The sequence below is a fragment of the Burkholderia sp. SR8 genome (assembly GCF_052851275.1).
In genome coordinates this window covers 1-16753 of sequence record NZ_JAULUC010000048.1, presented here as the reverse complement: position 1 = coordinate 16753, position 16753 = coordinate 1, and the positions used below count along the sequence as shown (strand labels likewise).

The following is a 16753-nucleotide window of genomic DNA, read 5'->3' as shown; positions in this document are numbered from 1 at the left end:
GCGTGTGGCGTGAGCCCTCAGCCTGAACCGTAAGCCGGGGCCTGAGCCGTGTGCCGTGTGCCGTGTGCCGTGTGCCGTGTGCCGTGGGCCGTGGGCCGTGGGCCGTGGGCCGTGGGCCGTGGGCCGTGGGCCGTGGGCCGTGGGCCGTGGGCCGTGGGCCGTGTGCCGTGTGCCGTGTGCCGTGTGCCGTGTGCCGTGTGCCGTGTGCCGTGTGCCGTGTGCCGTGGGCCGTGGGCCGTGGGCCGTGGGCCGTGGGCCGTGGGCCGTGTGCCGTGAGCCGTGAGCTACGTGCTACGTGCTACGTGCTGCAGCCTAGGCGCTACGGACAGCGCACCAACATCGGCCTGCCGGTGCTTCACGGCCGCCGACGCGTCGGTGGCGGCTGCACGCCATCGCGCCCGCGACGTAGTGACGAGTCGTAAAACCGGCACGTGCCGATGCCCGGCGCATGCCCCCGTAAAAGCTCACCTTTGACCAGCTTCACCCGACATCGTCGCTCGCGGCAGCATTCAGCCCGGCGAGCGCCTCCGCCAGATAATCGACGCATACGCGCACTTTCGCCGACGCCGCGACGCGCTCCGGATACACCGCCCAGATGTTCGCCGGCTGGATCGCGTCCGGCAGCACGCGACGCAGTTCGCCGCGTTCGATCAGCGGCCCCGCTTCCCAGATCGAACGCAACACGATCCCGCGTCCGGCGAGCGCCCATTGCACGGCCACCTCGCCGTGGTTCGTCGACAACGCGCCGCCGACCTTCACCGTCGCCGTTTCTCCACGCAGGTTCAGTCGCCACACACCGAACGGATGATCGCGCTCCTTGATCGCGAGACAGTCGTGCGATGCGAGATCGGCAAGCGTGCGCGGCGTGCCGCGCCGGGCGAGATAGTCGGGCGATGCGCACAGCACGCGATAGTTCGCGGCGAGACGGCGCGCGATCAGATGATCCGCAATGTCGTCGCCGATGCGCACGTCGAGGTCGTAGCCTTCGCCCGCGACGTCGACGAGCCGGTCGAACAAGTCGAGCCGCACGTTCAGCTGCGGATAGCGCGCGGAAAAGTCGAGCAGCGCCGGCGCAACGACATGCCGGCCGAAGCCGAAGCTGCTCGAAATACGCAGCGTGCCGCGCGGCACCGTGCGCGTGGTCGACACGTCCTCGACGAGATGATCGACGTCGTCGAGAATCTTCTCGGCGCGCGCGAACACGCGTTCGCCGGCCTCCGTGACCGTCACGCGGCGCGTCGAGCGATGCAGCAGCCGCGTGCCGAGCTGCGCCTCGAGCAGCGCGATGCGCTTGCTCACGTAAGCGGGCGACACCGCGAGTTGCTCGGCGGCCGCGCTGAAGCTCGTCAGGCGGACGACCAGGCTGAACACGCGCAGGTCGTCGAGATTCGGCGATTTATTCACGATTCGTGGAAAGTCGATTAACCTTTCGCGTGATTTTAATCTGAATGGAAATAAATAGAATGGCGTCATGTTCCGCTGCGCACGCCGCCAGCGGCCCGACCAGCCAAGGAGGCTTGCATGAGCGACAAGACGTACAAGATTGCCGTCATCCCCGGTGACGGCATCGGCCGTGAAGTGATGCCCGAGGGCGTGCGCGCGCTCGACGCCGTCACCGCACGCTTCGGCATCCGGTTCGCGTTCGAGCAGATCGACTGGGCAAGCTGCGACTACTACGCGCAGCACGGCAAGATGATGCCGGACGACTGGAAGGCGCAGTTGTCGGGCATGGACGCGATCCTGTTCGGCGCGGTCGGCTGGCCCGCGACGGTGCCCGATCACATTTCGCTGTGGGGCTCGCTGCTGAAATTCCGCCGCGAGTTCGATCAGTACATCAACCTGCGGCCCGCGCGCCTGTTTGACGGCGTGCCGTCGCCGCTCGCCGGCCGCAAAGCCGGCGACATCGATTTCATGATCGTGCGCGAGAACACCGAGGGCGAATATTCGTCGGTCGGCGGCACGATGTTCGAAGGCACCGAACGCGAAGTGGTGATGCAGCAGTCGATCTTCACGCGGCACGGCACCGAACGCGTGCTGAAGTTCGCGTTCGAGCTCGCGCAGCGCCGCGCGAAGCGCCTGACCGTCGCGACGAAGAGCAACGGCATCGCGATCAGCATGCCGTGGTGGGACGCGCGCGCAGCCGAAATGGGCGAACGCTATCCCGAGATCGCGGTCGACAAGCAGCACATCGACATCCTCTGCGCGCGGTTCGTGCTGCAGCCGGACCGCTTCGACGTCGTCGTCGCATCGAATCTGTTCGGCGACATCCTGTCCGACCTCGGGCCGGCCTGCACCGGCACGATCGGCATCGCGCCGTCGGCGAACCTGAACCCGGATCGCACGTTCCCGTCGCTGTTCGAACCGGTGCATGGCTCGGCACCGGACATCGCGGGGCAGTACATCGCGAACCCGATCGCAATGATCTGGTCGGCGGCGATGATGCTCGACTTCCTCGGCAACGGCGCGGGGCGCGAACGCGAAGCGCACGATGCGATCGTCGCCGCGATCGAGGACGTGCTGCGCACTGGGCCGCGCACGCGCGATCTCGGCGGTCAGGCGGGCACGCGGGAAGTGGGCGAGGCGATCGCGGCGCGGATTGCGGGCTGACAGTTCGATGCGAAAGGTGCACGGCCGGGAGGCGGCTCACGCATGCGGTGTTCAGTGGCGAGACACACGACAAACCCGCGCGCACCTTTGTCGAATTCGATGCGCAAGGCGATGTCGATTCTGCGCGCGATGCCGTACGGTGCGCGCGCGTTATGTGTCGGTGTGTCGGTACGTCGGTACGTCGGTACGTCGGTACGTCGGTACGTCGATGCGAGAGGCGTCACGTTGAATCGACCGGTGAGTTGCATCACGCATCGATACACACCGGTCGAGCTTCATCGTATGTTGGCGAAGGCACCGCCATGTCGCTTTCGATGTGCGTTCGGACCGCATGCGCAGACGCACGACGAGAAATCGCGCACGGAAGGCAATACGCGGTGCTTTCATCAGCGCAATCGCGCGACTTCGAACGAACCTTGATCGGTGAGTTGCAGGACATGGCACGTCACACCGTCCTGCACGGAATGCGCGTCTCCCGAAAACACTCACCTCTGCGCACAGCTCCCGTATTTCCTCACCGTTGAACACGAACGTCGCGCTCGACGTGCCGCCGAGCGCAACGAGGCGCCGTCACCGTGCGCATCACAGTCCGAGATCGGACAAGCCCGGATGATCGTCCGGACGTCGTCCGAGCGGCCAGTGGTACAGGCGATCGGCTTCGCGAATCGGCAGATCGTTGATGCTCGCGTGGCGATGCGCCATCAAGCCGTTCTCGTCGAACTCCCAGTTTTCGTTTCCGTACGAGCGGAACCAGTTGCCGGCGTCGTCGTGCCATTCGTACGCGAACCGCACCGCGATGCGATTGCCGCCGAACGCCCACAGCTCCTTGATCAACCGATAGTCGAGCTCGCGCGTCCATTTCCGCTGCAGCAGGCCGACGATCTCGTCGCGGCCCGTCACGAACTCCGCGCGATTGCGCCAGCGGCTCTGCGGCGTGTATGCGAGCGACACGCGCTGCGGGTCGCGCGTGTTCCATGCGTCTTCGGCGGCGCGCACTTTCTGGCGCGCGGTTTCGAGCGTGAAGGGCGGAACGGGCGGACGAACTTCCGGGGAAGCGGACATGGAATGCTCCTGTTCAAGGTTCCGGCCACGCACGCGCGCAGCCGGTTGGGACGCGTTACTTCGGTGCTCGAGACACCGTATCGAGCAACAGTTCGGCGGCGGCGCGCGCATCGCGCGCTGCGCTTGGATCGCCGCTGACGAGCGCGACGCCGATCGCGCCGTCGATCAGCACCAGCCATTGACGCGCAAGGCGGGCGAGCCCGCGACGCTCGATCGCAGCAGCGTCCGCGTAGGCGTCGAACCGCTCGCGCACGAACGCCAGCAAACGTGCCTTGTGCATGCGTGCGACGACGCGCACCGGATCGTCGGCGTCGGCAATCTCGCCGGACGCGTTCAGGAACGCGCAGCCGTGAAAACCGGGTTGCACGAACCAGTCGCGCAGCACGTCGAACATGCCGAGCAACTGCGCACGCGGCGACTTGCCGCGCGCCAGCGTTGCGTCGACGAACCAGCGCATCCAGCGTTCGTCCCGGCGCTCGAGCGCGGCGACGACCAGCGCTTCCTTCGATTCGAAATGCGAATAAAAGCTCTTTCGGGCAGCGCAGGAGCGCTTCACGATCGCGTCGACACCGGTGGCATGGATGCCGCCGGAGTAGATCAGCGCTTCCGCCGCGTCGAGCAACCGGTCGCGAACCGCCGGTTCGGTGGAGGAGTCGTCATGTGCATTCATGGGTTTACGGTAGAACGATCGTTCTCCCTCGTCAACACGTGCGGGGAATGGCCCTGTCGGCGGGAGGGCCGAACGTCGGACGCCGACGGCCTGCCGGAAGCCTCGACGTTACGGCTGTTCCGCTTCGTCACATCGGCTTCCGGGTGCCGACGCGGCGCCTCGGATGCGTAGCAGCATGCAGCACGGCGCGGACGCTTGACGGTTTCCGGTTTCCGCAGCGAACCCGTCGAGATCGGATTGCAACGCCCGAAATGCTGGCTCGTCGTGTTCCGTCTGCAGTTTCGACTGCGGTGGCGGAATGGTGAGCAGATCAGATAGCCGGCAGCGCACCAATCAGTGTCGGTCGCATGGCTGAAGGGTGAGTTTGCAGAGCGTCGATGGCATCACGTTCGAGGCAGCAGATGCGATGTGCGGGGCACGTCGGTGTGTTGCCGCTGAAACAGCACAAACCGCTGCACTTGAGTGCCATGATCCGACAAGGGCATGCGATTCAGGCGTGACGAGCGAAGACGGAACGGTAAGAACAAAGACACGCGCCGAACGACGCGGACGAAGCGCCAGCGGAGCAACGCTGACGGGTGAGTCGCAAGTGGGATGGCATGTCACCGATGCGTATGGCGGAATCGATGTGTGACCGCTCGCATACAGCGATCGACAAACGCTTGGCGATCCATTGATTTGAGCGCTGCTGCACGCGACGAAAGCGTGCTGGAGCCCGTTCGGACACGCAAACGCAGCTCCCGAATATTCTCACCTCAAGCGTTTGCCGAAGCCGCTCGGCCACGACACACGCTGAAGTCGATACGAGCGGAGCAGCCGGCCAACACGCCGGGCCGCCCCGCCGGTACTCAGGCCGTCCAGTCGAGAATCACCTTGCCGCTTTCGCCGGACAGCATCGCGGCGAAGCCTTTCTCGTAATCGTCGGCCGCGAAGCGGTGCGTGATGATCGGCGACAGATCGAGGCCGCTTTGCAGCATCGCGACCATCTTGTACCAGGTCTCGAACATCTCGCGACCGTAGATGCCCTTGATCTCGAGCCCCTTGAAGATCACCTGGTTCCAGTCGATCGCCGTCTGCGCGGGCGGAATGCCGAGCAGCGCGACCTTGCCGCCGTGATTCATCGCCTCGAGCAGGCTCGTGAACGCGCTCGGCACGCCCGACATCTCGAGGCCGACGTCGAAGCCTTCCGTCATCCGCAGTTCGGCCATCACGTCGCGCAGCGATTCGCGCGCGACGTTGACCGCGCGTGTCGCGCCCATCTTGCGCGCCAGCTCGAGCCGATAGTCGTTGATGTCGGTGATCACGACGTTGCGCGCGCCGACGTGCTTCGCGATCGCGACGGCCATGATTCCGATGGGGCCGGCCCCGGTGATCAGCACGTCCTCGCCGACGAGGTTGAACGACAGCGCCGTATGCGTCGCGTTGCCGAACGGATCGAAGATCGATGCGAGATCGTCGGAGATCTCGGGCGGAATCTTGAACGCGTTGAACGCGGGAATCGCCAGATACTCGGCGAACGCGCCCTCGCGGTTCACGCCGACGCCGACCGTGTTGCGGCACAGATGGCGGCGCCCGGCGCGACAGTTGCGACAGAAGCCGCACGTGATGTGGCCTTCGCCGGACACGCGATCGCCGATTGCGAAGCCGCGCACTTCCTGCCCCATCTCGACGATCTCGCCGACGTATTCGTGGCCGACGTGCATCGGCACGGGAATCGTCTTCTGCGCCCAGTCGTCCCACTTCCAGATGTGGATGTCGGTGCCGCAGATCGCCGTGCGGCGAATCTTGATCAGCACGTCGTTGTGTCCGACTTCCGGACGCTTCACGCGCGTGAGCGTGAGACCGGGGCCGCGTTCGAGCTTTGCCAGTGCTTTCATGGTCGCGCCTCCGTCAGACGATGCCGAGCGACTTGCCGACGCGCACGAACGCGGCGACCGTCTGATCGATCTGTTCGGGCGTATGCGCGGCGCTCATCTGCGTGCGGATGCGCGCGCGACCGCGCGGCACGACCGGGAACGAGAAGCCGATCACGTAGACGCCTTCGGCGAGCAGCTTGTCGGCCATGTTCGTCGCGAGCTGCGCATCGCCGAGCATCACCGGGATGATCGGATGCGCGCCCGGCACGAGCGTGAAGCCCGCGGCGGTCATCTGCTCGCGAAAACGCACGCCGTTCTCGCGTACGCGTTCGCGCAGCTTCGCGCCTTCGTCGCTGCCGAGCAGTTCCAGCACCTTCAGCGACGCTGCGGCGATGCTCGGCGTGAGCGTGTTCGAGAACAGGTACGGACGCGAACGCTGGCGCAGCAGTTCGACGATCTCGCGCCGGGCCGCGACGTAGCCGCCCGATGCACCGCCGAGCGCCTTGCCGAGCGTGCCGGTGATGATGTCGACGCGACCGTCGACGCCGCAGTGTTCGGGCGTGCCGCGGCCATGCGCGCCGATGAAGCCGACCGCGTGCGAGTCGTCGACCATCACGAGCGCGCCGTAACGATCGGCGAGATCGCAGATGCCTTTCAGGTCGGCAATGATGCCGTCCATCGAGAACACGCCGTCGGTCGCGATCAGCTTGTGGCGCGCGCCCGCCGCGTCGGCTTCCTTCAGCTTCGCCTCGAGATCGGACAAATCGTTGTTCTTGTAGCGGAAGCGCTTCGCCTTGCACAGCCGGATGCCGTCGATGATGCTCGCGTGGTTCAGTTCGTCGCTGATCACCGCATCGTTCTCGTCGAGCAGCGTCTCGAACAGCCCGCCGTTCGCGTCGAAGCAGCTCGAATAGAGAATGCTGTCCTCGGTGCCGAGAAACGACGCGAGCGCGCTTTCGAGCTGCTTGTGCACGGTTTGCGTGCCGCAGATGAAGCGCACCGATGCCATGCCGAAGCCGTCCTGATCGAGGCCGGCCTGCGCCGCGGCGATCAGGCGCGGATCGTTCGCCAGCCCCAGATAGTTGTTCGCGCAGAAATTCAGCACGCCGGCACCGCCGGCGAGCCGCACGGCCGCCGCCTGGGGACTCGCGATCTCGCGCTCGGTCTTGTAAAAACCGTCCGCGCGGATCTGGTCGAGCGTCCCGCGCACCTGGGCGAGAAAGGCATCACGCATCGCAAAGCTCCTGACAGGGATTCGCATTCCGGCGCGCGCCGCTCGTGGCGGCAGCGCAACGGCCTGCTACTGTTATAGTCGGTCGTTCGGTTGACCGCATTTATCCGATATTCCGAACTAGAATTCGAAATACCGAACAACTCTAAGCGAACGGAAACCAAATGGCAAGTTCCTCCGCGTCGCGGCGCACGCCTGCCGGCGCCGCACCGCAGCCGCCGGGCGTGACGCCGCCGCGCGTCGGCGAGCAAATCCAGCGCCTGCGCAACGAGCGCAAGCTGACGCTCGACGACCTGTCGCGCGCGGCCGGCGTATCGAAGTCGATGCTCTCCGAGATCGAGCGCGACAAGGCCAACCCGACGATCGCGGTTGCGTGGCGGCTCACGAACGCGCTCGGCATCACGCTCGACGAACTGTTCTCGCAGCCGAAAGCCCCGGAGACGATCCGCGTGGACGGCCCGCACGACATCCCGACGCTCGCCGGCCACGATGGCCGCTACCAGCTGCGCGTGTGGGGCCCGATCGACCTGGCCGGCAAGTTCGAGTGGTACGAGCTGACGCTGCCGGGCGGCGGCGCGCTCGTATCGAACGCGCACGAGCCGGGCACGCGCGAGCACCTGACCGTGCTGCAGGGCGCGATGGAAATCGAAGCCGCCGCGGCGAGCCGGCGCCTGAAGGCCGGCGACACCGCGCGCTACGCGGCCGATACGCCGCACGCGATCCGCAATCCCGGCAAGGCCGAGGCACGCGCACTGCTGATCGTGATTCATCGCTGACGCGGCGGCTAGCCGGCCGAAAGGCCGGTTGCGGAAAGCACTGTATATTTGTACAGTATACGGACATTCCGCCATGCATTGGCCGGGCGGCGCACCGACGCGCCGCTGCGGTCGACAGGAGCCTGCGATGACAGAAGAACAAGATTTGGCCGCGCTCAGCTTCAAGGCTGCCGCGCACGACCTCGAACTGATCGTTCGCCATATAGCCGCGCGCTACATCCGTCAGCGCGTGCCGCTGTCGTGGCGTCTGCTGCACGCCATCGAAGCCGAGGCGCTTGCCGATCTCGGCTTTGCCAGCCGGCACGACGCCGGCATGCGTCAATTGTTCGAACGGCCGTCGGACATGACCTTCCCCGAAACGGACGATCCGATCGACTTCGGCCGGTCGAACGCGCTGCCCGCGGTGTTCTCGTTCGCGGTTCTCGCGTACGAAGCCGCGGCGAAGTCGCCGCATCCGGCGCCCCGCGAGCGCGCTCACCGTCCGTCCAAGGCATGGGGCGACTGACACTGCGCACCGGCCGCCCGAAACGGCGGCCCACTGCTACATGATCGCTGCTACATCCTGCTGCCCGCGATGTTGCGCAAAGGGCTACCATATACGCAACTAACGGAATAAATACCATGTCCCTTCCCACGTCCCCCGACACCCCGGCACGCCCGGAAGAAAAGGATCTGTTCGACCGCGGCGCATCCGACTGGATCGTGTCGCCGGAAACCGCGTTCGACGCGTGGCTCGCGATGCAGGACTACCGCCGTTCGTCGGCCGACGTCTATCGCGCACAGTGGGGCGCATTTCTCGCGTGGCTGCGCGCCCATCAGAAGAATCTCGCCACGGTCGATACCGCATCGATCGCGAACTTCGTCGCCGAGCTTCCGATCCGGAAAACGCAGCGGATGCGCTATCTGCGCTTGATCGAGCGCGTGCTCGACCATATCCGCCGCACCGAGCTCGCGTCCACCAACCCGGCCCGCTTCATTGCTCAGGATGGCGAAGCGAACTGGCGTCAGGCGCGCGACAACGAACCGACCGGTTTCCTCACACCTGCCGAACGCGCGAAGTTGCTGGCCTACCTGTTTTCGCCGATCGGCGTATCCGGCGCAGCATATTGGAAAGAGCGGCGCGACCGTGCGCTCGTCGCCGCGTTCCTCGGTGCCGGCGTGAAAACGGGCGAAGCGCGTGCGCTTACGATTAGTTGCATCAACACCAGCGGAACGTCGCTGCAGATCCCGTCGACGCATCCCGACTTCGCGCGCGAAACCCATCTGGCTTCGTTCGCGATCGCGTTGCTCGAAGCGTGGCTCGTGGAACGCAAGCGCCAGGAGATTCCCGGCGAACTCGTGTTCCCGGCGTCGCACACCGGGCGGCCGATGCACAAGGCCACGATGCTGCGCGCGATCGATGCAATCGTCGAATCCGCCGGGCTCACGTCGTCGCGCACCGCGCGGGCGAGCCCGCAAACGCTGCGCAACACCTATGCGGCCGAACTGTTCGAACACGACGTGCCGCCCGAACGCGTCGGCAAATGGCTTGGCTTCATGCGGCCGATCTCGTCGAACCGCCTGCACCGCGCGTGGAAAAACTGGCGGGAAGATCTCGCGAATGGTGACGCGTCCGAACAGGACGAAACTCACTGATGCGTGGCCGGCTGCTCACGCGACCTGATCCGTGAGCAGCCTTGTGCGGCGCAGCCTCACCGTTTCACAGCTCCCGAAAACCCTCACCTCAAGCGTCCCGGATCATCTCACCTGTGCGATCGCTGTGCCGGTCGGCACGTCAGTCGCGCGCGAAGCGCGCGACCGCTTCGAACCGGGACGGCCACGGTCCCGACGCATGTTCGCATTCGGGGCACGATACTTCGAACCCGTCATCGCCATGCGAGAGCTCCGGTTCGCCGTCACAACGCGGGCACTGGTGCGGCACCGGCGTGTCGTGGTCCATCGACGTGCCGATCGCGGAAAACGCCGCCGCATCGAGCTGCCCTGCGTCGGCCAGGCGGCGGATCAGTGCGGAAATTTCCGGATTCATCCCGCGGCTTGCCCGCAGTGCATTCGCGTCGCGCGTCGCGCGTTCGAGTTCGTCGCCCTGCGCGCGCAACTGTTCCTCGAGCCGGTCGGCACGCGTCTTCGCCGCGCTCAGTTGCTGCAGAAAGTCGAATTCCTTGCGCTGCACGTCGCGCAGGCCGCTCTGGTACGTCGACGCCATGCTGCGCAGTGAGTCCAGCTCGACCAGCATCGGTTTGACACGACGTTCGGCTTCGGCCACCGCATCCTTGATTTGCTGCGCGTAGTGCTCGGTGCGCTGTTGCAATTCGGCTTGCAGCGTGTCGATGCGATCGCGCAGCGCAGCGTTCTGGGTCTGTTCGGCGTCCACGCGGTCCTCCATGGCGGCCAGCTCCTTTTCGAGCCGGGCGATCGTGGTGAGCAGTGTCGCTTCGTTTGCCGAACCGTGAGTCGATTGAGACGCAAGCTGCACCTCGAGTTCCGTCACGCGCGCCTGCAGTTGATCGTTGCGGGTTTCGCTGCGGGCCAGCGCTGCTTCTAGGGTTTCGTGCCGGACCGTGGCGTCGCGCAGCCGCTGTTCCGCGGCGGCCATGCCGGCGCGGACCTGCTCGCGGTCGACGTCGAGACTGTCCTTGGCTGCCTTCAATGCTTCTTCATATAGCGCGCCGAGCAATGCCCCCGCTTTTTCCTCGACCGACTTCGGAATCGCCGCGCCGTCGAGCCGAATTTTCGACGCGGCGCGAATCCGCTCCCAGAAGTGGTCGATGTCTTTCGGAATGTCGCTGGCACTACCGGTTTGGGTCAGATCGCGGACGGTGGCGGCCGACGGCCGGATGCCGAGATCGAAAAACAGTCGCTTGCAGGCATGGAGCGACAACTCCTGGCGCCGCGCGCCGCTCGCGCGCAGGGATTCCAGCTCGCCACGGATGGCTTCACGCATTTCATCCAGCGTCATGGCAACACTCGCAGAGATTGTGATGTTGCGATCATAACGAAATACGTATTTTTTGATACCTGTTTCCGCTGACCGTGGCGAATTTACGTCGGTGTGCACAGAAACCGGATCTGTGGGCCTGGCTTGACGATCCACGACCCGAATTCCGTGAAACAAAGCGAAGAAAGTGGGCCAAGCACTTGTCCCGAAAGGGTTTTCCACCACGCACGAAAAAAGGGCATTTGTTTCACATGCCGTCGGGCATCGTAGCCGGTCGGTGTTCAGGGGTTGGCGTCTCTGTGGAAAACTCGGCGACCGATGTCTTGAGAGTATTAGAAGTAAACACCCTTGAACCCTTAGTTAAAGACGTTAACGCCACGGCACAGCCTTATGTACCAAGGGTTTCCGGCCGACAAGGTGAAGTTTTACGGGAACCAAGGTGATCTTCTGCGGGAGCTGAAGTGATGGGGTTCGGGGAGCTGCGTGAGCCGATGCAGGAAAGGTCGTGAGCGGATTCGGGACCACAGTAAAACACGAGCTTTCCCAAAGGTGAGGGTTTTCGGGGCCCCACATCCGCAGAACCCGCGCGGTGCCTGCGTGCACAGTTTTCTGCCTGTGCAGACATAGGTGAGAATTTGCGGGACCTTCTTCGCGCCCCGATTCTGCCCATCTTTTGGGCAGTTTTCGCGAAAGGTGAGGTTTCACGGGACTCCACAAGAATTTGCTGTGAGGATTTCCGGGAAAGGACCGCCATTTTGCACAGCAAAAGTGCGCTGTGGGGCCCGTAACCTGCGAAAGGTGAGGTTTTCCGGGAGCGAAATGCGGGTTTTCCTGGCCCGATCCCGTTAAGGTGAGCTTCTTCGGGGCCCAAATCACAGTCCGCCATCCAGCATAAAGGTGAGGCTTTTCGGGAGTGTTCTGTGCTCGAAAATTGGGCAAAGGTGAGGTTTTGCAGGACCGGTAACCGGGCGAATGCGCTGAAATGCCCGCCAGGACTGGGGGAAATTCGATTTTTGCTGTGCCACTTTTTGGCACAGGTGAGGCTTTTCAGGAGCCGACACACAACGGTCGCATTGCTGTGGATGCCCGAAAGGTGAGGCTTTTCGGGGGAAGGCCGCTGGAGCCCACGGGAAGCCGACTGCGCATAAGTATCGGACGCGATTGACATTTTTGATACCGCGCCGGTTACGGTGAGATTTTTCGGGAGCCGATTTCGTGTCTGCTGCGGCGCCGCTTTTTTCAATAAGGTGAGGGTTTTCGGGAGGTCTCGGCGGCCGGTCCCGCGCGTGCCGCGGGTTCGGCGGCGTCGGGGTCACAGATTGTCGATTCGGTGAGGTGAGAATTTTCGGGACCGAACGATTTCTGTGCGCTGTACAATGCGCGCCCGACCTCGCGAAAAGCGCTCAACCGGCGCGCTCAAGCAGGTTTTCGGCCTGTGTTTGCCTATGACGACGCCGCGTGCAATCGCCCGGCCGGCCTTGCCTGTACATGCATACAGGCCGATTGGGCCGGCTCGGCGCGGCGCTGTGTGAGCGCACCGTCGTGCAGTCGCAAAATTACGACAAATCGAAAGGTGAGCCGATACGGGAGCCACTTTCGCACGGGTCCGGCACAGGCAAAAATCTGTGAATCCGCGCCTCCCGCGACATATCTGGACGAGTGGGAAAAGCCGTAAATCCGGAGCGGTGAGGGTTTTCGGGAGAGAGTTGGGGTGAGTGCCGTTTTGCGCGCGTACTTCACCGGCTATGGTGAGCATGTCGTTCTGGACGCACATCACCACAGGCGCTATCCTTCCGTGAAACTTCTCCTCCGACCCGACGCATGGCCACGAAGCGCGCCAAGAAAACCGATGTGGATGTGGTGAGTGCCAGTTCAGCCGAATTGCGGAAGGCCGTCGAGGCGATCGCAATTCAGCCGAAGAGCGGCAAGATCACGCTCCTGACCCGCAAGCTGTTCAATGTACTGCTCGCCGTTGCGCAGCAGGCCGACGACTCGGGCGATACCTATCGCGCGCTGCTGTCGGACATCGTCGCCAACTCCGCCTTCGATTCGAACGACACCGCACTGGTGAAGGAACACCTGCGGCGCATGGTGTCGGTTCAGGTCGAATGGAGCACCGGGACGTCGAGCCAGAAGCCGGGCCGTAAGTGGGGGATCTCGACGCTGATCGCCGATGCGGAAATTCTCGAGGATCCGGCTACCCGCCGCGTGTGGGTCGAATTCTCGTTCGCGCCGAAGATCAAGAAGAAGCTGCTCGATCCGGTCCAGTACGCGCGTCTGAGCCTGCAGTTCCAGAGCCAGCTGCGCAGCAGCGCCGGCCTCGCGCTGTATGAGATCTGCGTGCGCTACCTGACCAACCCGAGCCACCTGACGATGCGCGAGCCGTGGGAATGGTGGCGGCCGATCCTGTCGGGCACGCCCGATACGGAAGCCGGCGACGAGGCCAAACGCGAGTACAAGTATTTCAAGCGCGACTATCTGCGCCCGGCGATCGCCGAGGTCAATGCGGTCACGAACATCTTCGTCGAACTGATCGAGCATCGCGAAGGGCGGCGGGTCGCGGAGATCCAGTTCCGCGTGACCGAGCGCAAGCAGCCGATGCTCGCGCTCGACGAGCATCCGAACGTGTTCGACAGCACGCTGGTCGACCGGATGGTGAAGCTCGGGATTCCGCTCAAGGAAGCGCAGACGCTCTACGCGGACAGCGAGGAAAACCGGATTCGCGCGGCGCTGCAGATGACCGAGCAGCGGATGCGCAGCACGACGCTGCCGCCGGTGCGCAGCGCGCCCGCGTTGTTCAAGGATGCGCTGAAGAAGGGTTATGCGCCGCCGGTCGAGTCCGTCGATGCGCTGCCCTCCGGCACGCCGTCAGCGAAGGCAGTCTCGGCGCAGCCGGACGATCTGAAGGCGCGGCTGTTGAGCGAATTCGCGGCGTTCCGCCGCAAGGAAGCGAAGGTGCTGTACGAAGAGCAGGGCGACGCCGAGCGCGAAGTGGCGCGCGAGTCGTTCGAGTCGGAAGTGTTGCCGACGATGGGCTCGCACCTGCGTGACGACTGGCGCAAGCGCGGTCTCGAATCCAAGCTGGCCGAGACGGCGTTTTTCGACTGGCTCGCGCAGAAGACCTGGGGCGAGCCGACCGACGGCGATCTGCTGTCGTTCACCCTGAATCAATCGCGGGCCGCCTGACGCGCGTTCAGGCCTCTCTGACGGGCCGCCGCCGGCGCCGCGCCCCGCCCGGCCGGCCCGGCGCATCGCCAGGCCCTGCCGGGCGTTTCCATCACTCCGACAACAGCATCTGCTCGAGCTGCGCGAGGATCGCGTCGCGCTTGTCCTTCGGCAGTCCGCGCAGGCGCAGTTCGATGCGGTCTTCGCCGTACGACTTCAGATCGCCGACCGACTTGCCGCCTAGCTTGATCTCGAGACGCTGCGCGTAGCGCTGACGGCCCGCCGGCTTCGGCGTTTCCTGCGCCGCGACGCGACCCTTCACGATGTCCGACACCTGGCGCGTGCTGAGATCGTCGGACACGATCTTGTTGATCAGCCGCAGCGTCGCCTCGGTGCCGCGCGCATTGTGATAACGGCCGACCTGATACGCCATGTTCGAACCGAAACGATCGGGGCGCGCGACCATCTCCTGCATCACGGCTTCCGGCAGCTTGCCGATCGACAGTGCGACCGCGACCGTCGATTCGTCGAGGCCGAGATGTTCGGACAGTTCCTTCTGACTCTGGAAGTGCTTGTCGTCGAGGAAGCGGCGCCATACGACCGCGTTGTCGAACACCGTCTGCGAATCGCGTTGCACGTTCAGGTCGTAGCCGAGCTTGTAGCTCTCGATTCCGATCGGCACGTCGATCACGATCGCCTTCACGGATTCCTTGTTCGCCTCCTTCAGCGCACGTACGCGACGACCGCCGTCGCTGACGAAATACGAGCCCGGATTGTCGTAATCCGGAATCACGTGGATCGCCTGCTGTTGCCCCTGCTTCGCAAGGTTCACCGCGAGCTCGGCAATCGACGACTTCAGATAGAAATGCCGCGGATTGAACGGACTATGCTTGATCGCCTTCAGCGGCAACTCGATCACCTGGCCGGGCGCATAGCGGTTCTCGAGGCGCCACGCGCGATATTGCGGCGACTCGTCGCTCGACGGATCAAGCAGGACTTCCGGAACAGCGGGCGGCGCGACGTCCTTCTTGGCCGACTTGGTCGGGGCCGGTGTGGCCGTCTCGGACTTGACGATGCCGTCGATGGCATTCAGTCGATCAAGCGCGGTGCGCTTCTCGCTCGTCGTGATATCCGGGCGCGCTTGGAATCCTTTTGCAAATTGGGAGGGCTTCATGTGACTCCTTTATGCGCATAAAGTCAGGGCAGCATGGCGACGATTTCGTCGGCGCATGCGCGGATTTCCGCAGCGGCCAGCTTGGCGCCGCGATCGTTCATCTGCAGCACGGTCTGACCGAGCGCCATCGCCTGCTTGTATGCTTCCCGGGTCGGGATTTGCGTCTTCAGCAGCGGGAAGCCGAGCTCCTCCAGCGCCCGCTTGAGTTCGCGGGTCAGCATGCGCTTCTCTTCGGTCTTGTTCAGCAGGAAGACGGCGCGAAGGTCTTCGTTCATTACCTGCGCCTGCTGGATCAGCTTGACGAGCCCGACGCTCGACCAGTAATCGGCCGGCGACGACGAAGTCGGGATCACGGCGACCGATGCGGCCAACAGCACCACGCCGGACACCTTCTCGGTGATCGACGGCGGGCAATCGACGACGATGATGTCGTAGTCGTTGATGAACTTCTTGATCTCGCGGTGGATCTGGCCGCCTGCTTCGGCGAGGTTGACGACAGGGAAAGGGATACCGGTGTCGCTGTCACCGGATGCGCTCGACCAGTGAACCAGCGTATTTTGACCGTCTGCGTCGATGACCAGGACGCGCTTCCCTTTCTCATGGAATGCCGCGCCGAGGTGCATGGCAATCGTGCTTTTGCCGACGCCACCTTTTTGTTGAGTGACTGCAATGATTTCCGCGGCCAATTTTCACTCCTGTTTTTGGTCGTTGGAATTCTACAGGACGATATTTATATTTCAATGAAATTGTCGTGCGCCAACTACGCGTTAGCCATTCGGGCTATCGGTTTATGCGCATAAACGGTTCGGCGGGCGGCGGACGGCGAGATTCGATGGAGACGAGCGGAAGATGACCCGCGAGACAACGGCACCGGGCGGCCAGAGCGTGACGACATCGAACAGCCCGTCGTCGCCATTTATCAGCAACCTGCCCTTCTCCTTGCCGAGGATCCGGGGATGGGCGCCGAGTTTGTGCGCATAAACTCGCCCCCGGCGCCGCGGCACAGTCGTGAGGTGATATTGCCGTCAAGGCGGCGCCAGGACGACGAATGCGCAATGCAGTGGACCGCCAACATGCTGCGGTGTGAGTTGAGTCGGGCGATGAAGTGCAGACGCTGCTTTATGCGCATAAACCGTCGAGGCGGTCAGGAGCCGGCTGCGGCGCCGCATGTCGATCGGTCCGCACTGCGACGACCCACTGCGACGACCCACTGTGACGACCCACTGCGACGACCCACTGCGACGACCCACTGCGACGACCCACTGCGACGACCCACT

At 64.2% G+C, this 16753-nt stretch carries 13 protein-coding genes; 5 read left to right on the top strand and 8 right to left on the bottom strand.

The window, feature by feature from the left end; genetic code table 11:
• Positions 1 to 480 precede the first annotated feature (480 nt).
• The gene (locus Q3A80_RS31410) at positions 481 to 1404 is read right to left on the bottom strand and encodes a LysR substrate-binding domain-containing protein (RefSeq protein ID WP_446332663.1); all 924 of its coding nucleotides are present in this window, start codon (positions 1402 to 1404) and stop codon (positions 481 to 483) included.
• Positions 1405 to 1521: 117 nt separating this feature from the next.
• Here Q3A80_RS31410 and Q3A80_RS31405 point away from each other — a divergent pair, with 117 nt between their 5' ends.
• Positions 1522 to 2607 (top strand): tartrate dehydrogenase, encoded by a 1086-nt coding sequence (locus Q3A80_RS31405; protein WP_446332662.1) that lies wholly within the window; start codon positions 1522 to 1524, stop codon positions 2605 to 2607.
• Between the two features lie 582 nt (positions 2608 to 3189).
• Here Q3A80_RS31405 and Q3A80_RS31400 read toward each other — a convergent pair.
• The 4 genes from Q3A80_RS31400 to Q3A80_RS31385 form a co-directional block, all read right to left on the bottom strand.
• Positions 3190 to 3669: a nuclear transport factor 2 family protein gene (locus tag Q3A80_RS31400; RefSeq protein WP_027781811.1), complete on the bottom strand. Its 480-nt coding sequence runs from the start codon at positions 3667 to 3669 to the stop codon at positions 3190 to 3192.
• Positions 3670 to 3724: 55 nt separating this feature from the next.
• Complete coding sequence (locus tag Q3A80_RS31395) at positions 3725 to 4339, bottom strand: TetR/AcrR family transcriptional regulator (RefSeq protein ID WP_446332661.1); 615 nt, start codon at positions 4337 to 4339, stop codon at positions 3725 to 3727.
• 848 nt (positions 4340 to 5187) lie between these two features.
• Positions 5188 to 6216, bottom strand: a complete 1029-nt coding sequence (gene tdh, locus Q3A80_RS31390; protein WP_446332660.1) for an L-threonine 3-dehydrogenase — start codon at positions 6214 to 6216, stop codon at positions 5188 to 5190.
• Between the two features lie 13 nt (positions 6217 to 6229).
• Positions 6230 to 7429, bottom strand: a complete 1200-nt coding sequence (locus Q3A80_RS31385; protein ID WP_322022926.1) for a glycine C-acetyltransferase — start codon at positions 7427 to 7429, stop codon at positions 6230 to 6232.
• Between the two features lie 161 nt (positions 7430 to 7590).
• Here Q3A80_RS31385 and Q3A80_RS31380 point away from each other — a divergent pair, with 161 nt between their 5' ends.
• The 3 genes from Q3A80_RS31380 (at position 7591) to Q3A80_RS31370 (ending at position 9837) form a co-directional block, all read left to right on the top strand.
• Complete coding sequence (locus Q3A80_RS31380) at positions 7591 to 8202, top strand: helix-turn-helix domain-containing protein (RefSeq protein WP_446332659.1); 612 nt, start codon at positions 7591 to 7593, stop codon at positions 8200 to 8202.
• Between the two features lie 127 nt (positions 8203 to 8329).
• Positions 8330 to 8707 (top strand): DUF2471 family protein, encoded by a 378-nt coding sequence (locus tag Q3A80_RS31375; RefSeq protein WP_446332664.1) that lies wholly within the window; start codon positions 8330 to 8332, stop codon positions 8705 to 8707.
• Positions 8708 to 8823: 116 nt separating this feature from the next.
• Positions 8824 to 9837, top strand: a complete 1014-nt coding sequence (locus Q3A80_RS31370) for a tyrosine-type recombinase/integrase (RefSeq protein WP_446332658.1) — start codon at positions 8824 to 8826, stop codon at positions 9835 to 9837.
• Between the two features lie 139 nt (positions 9838 to 9976).
• Here Q3A80_RS31370 and Q3A80_RS31365 read toward each other — a convergent pair whose 3' ends face one another.
• The gene (locus tag Q3A80_RS31365) at positions 9977 to 11158 is read right to left on the bottom strand and encodes a DNA-binding protein (protein ID WP_446332657.1); all 1182 of its coding nucleotides are present in this window, start codon (positions 11156 to 11158) and stop codon (positions 9977 to 9979) included.
• Positions 11159 to 12958: 1800 nt separating this feature from the next.
• Between Q3A80_RS31365 and Q3A80_RS31360 the strand changes: the two genes are divergently transcribed.
• On the top strand, positions 12959 to 14323 hold the full coding sequence (locus Q3A80_RS31360; protein ID WP_446332656.1) for a RepB family plasmid replication initiator protein: 1365 nt from the start codon (positions 12959 to 12961) through the stop codon (positions 14321 to 14323).
• Positions 14324 to 14414: 91 nt separating this feature from the next.
• Here Q3A80_RS31360 and Q3A80_RS31355 read toward each other — a convergent pair whose 3' ends face one another.
• Positions 14415 to 15476 (bottom strand): ParB/RepB/Spo0J family partition protein, encoded by a 1062-nt coding sequence (locus tag Q3A80_RS31355; RefSeq protein WP_446332655.1) that lies wholly within the window; start codon positions 15474 to 15476, stop codon positions 14415 to 14417.
• Positions 15477 to 15499: 23 nt separating this feature from the next.
• On the bottom strand, positions 15500 to 16162 hold the full coding sequence (gene parA, locus Q3A80_RS31350; RefSeq protein WP_446332654.1) for a ParA family partition ATPase: 663 nt from the start codon (positions 16160 to 16162) through the stop codon (positions 15500 to 15502).
• Positions 16163 to 16753: the final 591 nt, after the last annotated feature.